Raw genomic sequence first — 8,263 nt, 5'->3', positions numbered from 1 at the left:
TACTCCAACTCTTGTAATGTTCATATAGGGCTTCTCCTCATCTTCTGAATGGCAAATTGACACTTACCATTCTGGCGCATTGACGCCGCATTGCTAGGGTGAGGAGGAGTCCATCCCATTGCTTACGATGTTTTCGAATAGAAAGAGCTGAGAAAGCCTAACTCTTGGCAGCCGTTTTTCGCTTTATATTGAGTTTTAGAACGTCCGCAAGAAAATGCCCTGTATGCGACTGCGGCATGCCTGCGACATCTTCAGGGGTTCCTTGGGCGATGATGAGTCCGCCACCGCTTCCACCCTCTGGGCCTAGATCAACTATCCAGTCTGCAGTTTTTATGACGTCCAGATTGTGTTCAATGACGACCACTGTATTGCCGTGATCACGCAAGCGGTGAAGTACGGTTAGCAGCAATTGAATGTCTTCAAAGTGTAAGCCTGTCGTTGGCTCGTCAAGAATATAGAGTGTTTTACCGGTGTCTCGTTTGGATAATTCGCGCGCGAGTTTAACGCGTTGTGCTTCACCGCCCGAGAGTGTTGTGGCGGCTTGGCCCAATCGTATATAACTCAAGCCAACGTCCATCAGCGTTTGGAGTTTTTTACTTATGCTCGGTACGTTTTCAAAAAAACCGTTTGCATCCTCCACTGTCATGTCTAAAACTTCGTGAATATTTTTACCTTTGTAGGTAATTTCCAGCGTTTCTCTGTTATAGCGCTGGCTTTTACAGACTTCGCAAGCGACATAAATGTCAGGTAAGAAGTGCATCTCGACTTTAGTTACACCGTCACCTTGGCAAGCTTCACAGCGACCGCCTTTAACATTAAAACTGAATCGACCTACTTTGTAGCCCCGTGAACGTGCTTCTTGGGTGCCGGCGAATAGCTCACGTATTGGGGTGAATATTCCCGTATAAGTTGCTGGGTTTGAGCGTGGCGTACGACCAATCGGGCTCTGATCAATGTCGATACATTTGTCGACGTGATGTAGACCTGTTATTGAGTCATGTGCTGCGGCCGTTAGTGTGCTCGCACCGTTAAGCTCGGTTGCCGCTACTGGATAGAGTGTGTGATTGATAAGTGTTGATTTGCCGGAGCCGGAAACACCGGTAATACATGTCATCAAACCTAAGGGAATGGAGAGATCAACGTTCTGTAGATTGTTGCCCTTTGCCCCCTTTATTTCTAGGGTCTTTTTCTTGTTAAAGGGGTGGCGCTTTTCCGGGACGGCAATGGCTTTCTTGCCAGACAAATATTGACCCGTCAGTGACTCTGGATTGTTTAAGATATCGTCGAGCTGGCCCTGAGCGATTACTCGGCCGCCGTGTACACCAGCGCCTGGCCCGATATCGATAATGTGATCCGCCGTGCGAATTGCGTCTTCGTCATGCTCTACCACGATGACAGTGTTGCCAATATCCCGCAGATGTCTCAAAGTCTTCAGCAGGCGTTCGTTGTCTCTTTGATGTAGGCCGATTGATGGCTCATCTAAAATATACATGACCCCAACCAGTCCTGCGCCAATTTGACTGGCTAGACGAATTCGCTGTGCTTCGCCGCCGGATAGCGTGTCGGCGCTGCGATCTAGTGTTAAATAATTCAAACCTACGTCGACCAAAAAGCGAAGACGGTCGTTGATCTCCTTGAGAATTTTATCTGCAATTTGTGCGCGACGGCCTTGTAAGGTAAGCGTAGTAAAATATTCTCGTGCTGCACCGACTGGCATGGCTGCAATTTCAGGAAGTGTGTTTTCAAGAATAAAAACATTACGTGCTTCTTTTCTAAGCCTGGTCCCGCTGCAAGAAGGGCAGGGCTGGGAATTAAGAAATTTACTAAGCTCATCTCGAACTGTTTGCGATTCGGTGTCTTTGTAACGCCGATCCATATTCGGAATGACACCCTCAAAGGGATGCTTGCGCTGAAAGTTGTCGCCACGGTCATTGATGTAGGTAAAGCTAATTTCTTCGGTGTCACTGCCGAATAGAATTTTATTGCGATGTTCTTCACTAAGGGACTCAAAAGGCGCATCTACGTCGAAGCCATAATGTTCAGCTAGGGACGTGAGCATGTGGAAATAATACACACTGCGTCGGTCCCAGCCGCGGATGGCACCGGTCGATAAGCTGGCTTCCGGGTGCTGAATGATTCTGTTGGCGTCAAAGAATTGCTTTACACCTAAACCGTCGCAACTGCTACAGGCGCCAAGTGGGCTATTAAACGAAAATAGTCGGGGCTCTAATTCCGCAAGACTGTATCCGCAGTGTGGGCAGGCAAATTTAGAGGAAAACACCAATTCTGCAACGCTGCTGTCATCCATGTCGGCAACGGATGCGACGCCATCGGTCAATTCTAATGCGGTTTCGAAGGACTCGGCTAAGCGCTGGCCAATATCCTCACGCACTTTGAAACGGTCAACCACTACCTCAATAGAGTGCTTTTTGTTTTTGTCTAAGCTGGGCAGATCGTCGAGCTCCGTGACGATGCCGTTAATACGCGCGCGGACAAATCCTTGGCTGCGCAGTTTTTCAAAAGTATGTAAATGTTCGCCTTTGCGATTTTGGATAACCGGCGCTAGCAACATCATTTTGCTGCCTTCTGGTAGTGCAAGTACAGTGTCTACCATTTGGCTCACTGTCTGCGCGGATAATGCGGTGTTGTGATCGGGGCAGCGAGGCTCGCCAGCGCGCGCAAATAGCAAGCGCAGATAGTCATAAATTTCTGTGATGGTGCCCACGGTGGAGCGTGGGTTGTGTGATGTTGATTTTTGTTCGATTGATATTGCTGGCGATAGGCCTTCGATGTGATCAACATCGGGCTTTTCCATCATCGATAAGAATTGGCGCGCATAGGTTGAGAGTGATTCTACATAGCGGCGCTGCCCTTCGGCGTAAAGTGTATCGAAAGCGAGGGACGATTTACCCGACCCAGACAAGCCAGTAATAACAACTAGTTTGTCGCGGGGAATATCAATGTCTATATTTTTTAAATTGTGGGTGCGGGCACCGCGAACGATAATCCGATCCATAATAATTCCCAGCGTGGTAAACCCGACATTATACGGTGGGGGCGGAGCCGGGCGCAAAATAAGCTTGGTAAAATTTATAGCGGTTTTTCATGTACCGTTTAGCTGTTAGAATCTGTGCATATTTGTTCTTGTTAGGATCCCACTTTTGAATCATCACACGATGAGCGCAGCCGAGCGTCGTTCTGTCGCTTCTCTGGCGACGTTGTACGCGTTCCGCATGCTAGGCCTTTTTATGTTATTGCCGGTGCTGAGTCTGTACGCGGGCGAATATAGCCATAGCACGCCCATGTTGGTGGGCTTGGCACTTGGGATTTATGGGTTGGGGCAAGCTGCACTGCAAGTGCCATTAGGTATGTTGTCAGACCGCATTGGTCGCAAGCCTGTGATCATTGCGGGCCTGCTTCTTTTCGCTGCTGGCGGTATCGTGGCTGCTAGTGCTGACAATATTGTTATGGTTATTTTTGGTCGTCTATTGCAGGGCACTGGTGCTATCGCGAGTACCTTGACGGCATTGTTGGCGGATTTAACCCGCGAGCAGCATCGCACTAAAGCAATGGCGGCTATCGGGGGCAGCATTGGCGTTTCTTTTGCAGTTGCGATGGTCTTGGGGCCGTTGGTTGCGTCTGAAGTCGGTGTGTCGGGATTGTTTTTACTGACTTCTATTCTGGCGGTGATTGGTGTGGTGATCACAATCTGGTTGGTGCCGACGCCGAATACAGGTGGAATAGATGCAGACAGTCAGTCGTTGAGCGGTCTGCTGAGTCGCTGTCTTAGAGATAGCGACTTAATGCGATTAAATCTTGGGATTTTTTCACTACATGCCGTGCTTATGGCCATTTTTGTTGCCGTGCCGGGTTTACTCGAGGATCAGGGGCTTGCGCGGAGCGACCATTGGAAAATGTATTTACCGGTGATGCTCTTAGCATTCATCGGTATGGTCCCGTTAATCATCGTGGCGGAAAAATATAATCGTATGAAGCAGATATTTTTGTCGGCAATTACCGCGATGGTCGTGGTGTTGTCGGCGGCGATATTTTTTGCCCAAGATTATTGGTATCTGTTGTTAATGGTAACTATATTTTTTGTCGCGTTTAATTTACTCGAGGCATCATTGCCGTCTCTTGTTAGTAAAACGGTTTATCCTGGCGGCAAGGGCACTGCAATGGGTGTGTACTCGACCTTTCAGTTTTTCGGTGCTTTTTGCGGCGGCGCATTGGGTGGCGGTGTGTTTGGTCGTTGGGGTGTGTCTGGGCTTTTTGTCGGTGCCGCAATTTTAGCTGCAGTGTGGTTATTTGTTGCTTGGGGAATGACCGTTCCGCCTAAATCAGAAAATTTAGTGTTGTATTGGCAGTTTGGGGCATGGGATGCGGTAACGTTACGGCAGGAAATTTTAAGTTTGCCTGGCACCTTTGATATGACGGTATTGGAAAGCGAGCAGCTGGCCTATTTGCGAGTGAGCGCCGATTTTGACACTGCAACACTGCCAGATGGCGTTCGTCTCGGCAGCTAATAGCAGTGGATTCGGGTATAGTTAATTTTTTCGGCACGTAAAGCCGTATTGATAGAAATAATAGGAGGTGGCGCATGGCGCGTGGAGTGAATAAAGTAATTTATTGTCACATAGGAAATACTATACGCTTTGCTATTCTATCTTGACCTTTTTTTTAGCCCTGCTATCATTTGTTCATATTCATTTTAATATACTGTTTTATGATGGCTTATAGTGGGGCGCGTTGTTTGTTCCTCTGAATTATCTGTTGGTTTCGCTGCGTGGGAATTAAACTAATGGCAATTATTAAAAAGACAAGTGAGGCAGATTTTTACGGGGTGCCGGTGGCTGGCTTTCCTTTAATTTTGAATGGTGACTATAGTGTCAATTGGTTAGCTTTGAATTGGTTGTTGGACACGTACGCAGAGGGCGCTGTTGTTTCAACGTTGGGCACTTACGCTCAACAACTTGGTGATTTTCTATCGCAGTTGGCTGTTGATGGAATTGGGCTTCAGGATGTGCATGACGCTTGGATTTTGGCCTATCGTTCTGAACTTATAGGTCGCGGAAATACACGTAGTTATGCAGCGCAGGTGTGTAGGACAGTTTTGGCTTACCTTCATTGGCTTGAGCAGGAGCGCTATGTTTATAACCTAATAGGGGAAGGTAGCGCTTTTCGTATTCGTATTAAGATGGGTAAGTCAGGGAAAATGAGCCATCCGGCGGTTAAGGTTTCGTCCAGTGTCAAGGCAGCGAGACCGAAGCCGCGAGCTGAGTGGATAAATGCGATAAAACCTTTTGGTCCGCAAGGATCGCACTTGGCCGCAAGGTTTGAGCTAATGATTGACTGGGGTGTATCACTGGCTTTACGAGCACATGAAATTACTAATCTAAAAATCGAAAAGCTCCCTTCATTAGAAACTGCCCTCAAGGCCCTCGATGGTGGGTATGGCCTTACCGTTACGCTTGATGTAACTAAAGGATCAAAGCCCCGAACAGTCCCTGCCTCGCCGTTTCTTATAAAAAACACATGGGAATATATTTACACGGACAGGGAAGAGGTTATACGTCTTATGCGGCAGAGGCATGGGAGCAAAGATTTCAAAGATCCCGGTTTTGTATTTTTATCTTCAAAGACCGGGGACGCATTATGCCCAAGAGCGTTCTCAAATCAAGTGAAGTCAGCTTGGTGGAAGGCTGTTGGTGAGGGTATATTGACGGAGGATGAGGAGGTTTGGACGCATGGTTTGCGTCATTATTCTGCCAATACCAATCTAAAAACCCTTCAGGCGGCTGGGGTGTCGCGAGCGGACGTTGTTGTCCGGCAAATTATGGGGCACTCCACCGAAAATGCGCTCGACTCATATATAGATATTGATGGCGGGCAGAGTCGTGTCTAGGCGTGTCCTCAGGAAGCCATTAGAGGCAACGCCATCGGCCGAGGTGCATCATGTCTCACCTTCGCGGGAAATGGTTCTTTTAATGAACAATGGAGGCGATATTGAGGTTCCATATTTGAGGAACTTGGATAATGCTGAAATCATCGTAAGGGAATTGAACCTTTTCTTGAGAGGGCAGGAGGGGGCGAGGACGATGGCTAATGGTATCTTGCCCTATTTGCGATTTGTCGTGTCAGTTAGAGGGGTTGTTGGGCCTCGCTCCCTAAAAGAGTACAAGGAAGTCCTTGATAGAAATTCCACAGTTGGCGTGAACACGAAAAGCCAAAAGTTTGGTCTTACTCGCGCTTTCGTACGATCACTTATGGCAGCCAAGGTTATTGGTAGTGCTGCGTTACCTAAAAACTTCAAGATGGAAGACCCCAAGCATAAGGTCACATTTATAGATTCTTGTAGGTATCGATTGGCGGAGGTAACGGAGTCCGTTTCTAATGATGTCCAATATTGGCAGGAAAAGTTGAATATCGAACTTGCTGAGGCTCAGTCGTTGGCTTTCGGGTTGGCGTGTATGGATGCAATTCAAGAGTTTGCCAAAAAAGAAATCGAGCGATATGAAGCAGACTGTCGGTATGTTGATAAGCTTATTCAGTCGATTACCGATGAAGATGCTTTGGCACTAAAACAGCTTGAAGCGGAGCGAGTGCGTCGCTCTCCAGAGCAGATTATAAAGTGGCTGTATGTACATTATGGGCGAGCACTACCTGCAGGTGAAGATGGAGGGTTAGAGTGCATATTAGGGTGGTGGAGAAAACAGCCTAATGGCTGGTCTGTAGTGAGGGTAAGGTCAGCGTTCTTCCCTACGGCTAAATCTCTTGATTCCTATTTTTTACTGGGATTGGCACATGAAAAATTGTGCCCAAATGTCGATGGGTTGAGGCTGTACACATATTTAGATTGTTGTCGGCCAGCTTTTGAACGAGGCTTTGTTGATGTTTTCTGCGGCAAGAGGCGTGGAGGGTCTGAGCCAGTAGCGCTTCCGAAAGACGACTTTCTTGTGAAGGCTTTTTCGAGTTTAGCTGTGAGAGTGAAAACGCTTTTGCCAGAGCTGCCTGGAGGGCCGGAGCATCTTCAGCAAGAATGTCCCGAGCTTTTTGTGACCTACACGCCTGCTGCGGGAAGAGCAGTAACGGCTCGGAGCTTGGATCCATCGTCACCCGCAAACATGGTCCGTAGATTTCTTCGGGGTGCGGTAAAGTCATATCCGGTTTTGAAGCCATTGGTTGGTACGGTAACTGGTGAAAATTTTCGTCCGACACATGCGTATCTTAAGAAACTAGCAGGAAAAAGTATTTATGAAATTAAGCGTGATTTACATCACCGGAATACTTCAACTACAAGAGGGTATGTAGAAGGTGTCGAAACTCAGGCAATCCAGCTGCGTCGGCAGCGCGACTTCCAGCGATACTTACTTGATCAGGTAGATTTGGAGGCTAAAAGAACTGGTAGCGGTTATGTCTGTGCTAGTGAAGATGAAGAACAAGTTGGATGTGTGAAATTACTTAAGTGCAGTGATTGTGAAGCCAAGAGAATAGTTTTTGAATCTGTAGAAATCGTTGCAGAATGGTTAGCTTGGGAGAAATATCTAACTGAGCAGAAACTAAGGCTAAAATTAGAAAACGAAGAGCGTTGGGAAAAGGTTTGGATGCCTAAGCTGGTGGAGTACCAGGCATTGATTGGGCAGACCAAGTCGCGGCAATTGCAGGATGCTCGAGGCCGAATGGACGAGGTAGTACTGCCATGGATAAGTTAGCAACTACAAGCTCTATAAACGCTCCAGCGCCTCATGGCGACGGAAGCTGGTATCACGATCTCGTTCAGCCATCGTGGCTGTTAACCCCTTTAAAGAGCGATAAATGGTGTCTTGAAGAGCGGGTCGCAGGATACTCGAAATCTGCTTACGTTGTTAATTGGTGGCGAGATGGTGCGGATGTTGATTTTCTGGGGCGTCGCAGATATTGGGTTGAAAAGGCAAAGCAGGTTGCATATTGGTATATGGAGTCAGATGCGACAGATTGTAATAGGACGACTACTTTGGCACTCATTTGTCGGGAGCTGTTGAGTTTTTTCCTTTGGTTGGCGTTCGAGAGAAATGTTGCATCGTTGGAGTCTGTAAATGAAAGCGATATTAAGGTGTACGAAAGGCATTTGTCCGAGCGAAACATAGGGCGATCAACGGTAACCGTCCGGCGAACTCACCTTTCCATTCGATTTTAAGCTAGTAGCCTTGGTGTCCACCTCATTTTAAGTGGACACCTATTATGAATACTCAAGGATTACTTCCCTCTCCAAGCACGCCACCGC

Annotated in this window: 5 protein-coding genes; 4 read left to right on the top strand and 1 reads right to left on the bottom strand. The window is 47.5% G+C overall.

Annotated elements, in window-relative coordinates; genetic code table 11:
- Positions 1-157 precede the first annotated feature (157 nt).
- The gene (gene uvrA / locus O9X78_RS20135; protein WP_269621502.1) at positions 158-3,016 is read right to left on the bottom strand and encodes an excinuclease ABC subunit UvrA; all 2,859 of its coding nucleotides are present in this window, start codon (positions 3,014-3,016) and stop codon (positions 158-160) included.
- Between the two features lie 145 nt (positions 3,017-3,161).
- Here uvrA and O9X78_RS20130 point away from each other — a divergent pair, with 145 nt between their 5' ends.
- The 4 genes from O9X78_RS20130 to O9X78_RS20115 all read left to right on the top strand — a co-directional run bounded on the left by O9X78_RS20130 (position 3,162) and on the right by O9X78_RS20115 (position 8,176).
- The gene (locus tag O9X78_RS20130; RefSeq protein ID WP_269621501.1) at positions 3,162-4,526 is read left to right on the top strand and encodes an MFS transporter; all 1,365 of its coding nucleotides are present in this window, start codon (positions 3,162-3,164) and stop codon (positions 4,524-4,526) included.
- Between the two features lie 275 nt (positions 4,527-4,801).
- A complete protein-coding gene (locus tag O9X78_RS20125; RefSeq protein WP_269621500.1) occupies positions 4,802-5,905 on the top strand; it encodes a tyrosine-type recombinase/integrase in 1,104 nt (367 codons plus the stop codon).
- Positions 5,906-5,987: 82 nt separating this feature from the next.
- A complete protein-coding gene (locus O9X78_RS20120; RefSeq protein WP_269621499.1) occupies positions 5,988-7,712 on the top strand; it encodes a hypothetical protein in 1,725 nt (574 codons plus the stop codon).
- Positions 7,700-8,176: a hypothetical protein gene (locus tag O9X78_RS20115; protein WP_269621498.1), complete on the top strand. Its 477-nt coding sequence runs from the start codon at positions 7,700-7,702 to the stop codon at positions 8,174-8,176. The genes O9X78_RS20120 and O9X78_RS20115 overlap by 13 nt, the downstream gene beginning before the upstream one ends.
- Positions 8,177-8,263: the final 87 nt, after the last annotated feature.

The sequence above is a fragment of the Zhongshania aquatica genome, from assembly GCF_027257955.1.
In the GTDB taxonomy this organism is placed as follows: Bacteria; Pseudomonadota; Gammaproteobacteria; order Pseudomonadales; family Spongiibacteraceae; genus Spongiibacter; species Spongiibacter aquatica.
Note: the sequence above shows the minus strand (reverse complement) of the source record. Positions and strands in the feature narration are given on the sequence as shown.

What these genes read in the sequence shown, in the direction of transcription:
- O9X78_RS20120 (WP_269621499.1), top strand. Translation starts at nt 5,988, where the DNA reads ATGAACAATGGAGGCGATATTGAGGTTCCATATTTGAGGAACTTGGAT.
- O9X78_RS20115 (WP_269621498.1), top strand. Translation starts at nt 7,700, where the DNA reads ATGGATAAGTTAGCAACTACAAGCTCTATAAACGCTCCAGCGCCTCAT.
- uvrA (WP_269621502.1), bottom strand. Translation starts at nt 3,016, where the DNA reads ATGGATCGGATTATCGTTCGCGGTGCCCGCACCCACAATTTAAAAAAT.
- O9X78_RS20125 (WP_269621500.1), top strand. Translation starts at nt 4,802, where the DNA reads ATGGCAATTATTAAAAAGACAAGTGAGGCAGATTTTTACGGGGTGCCG.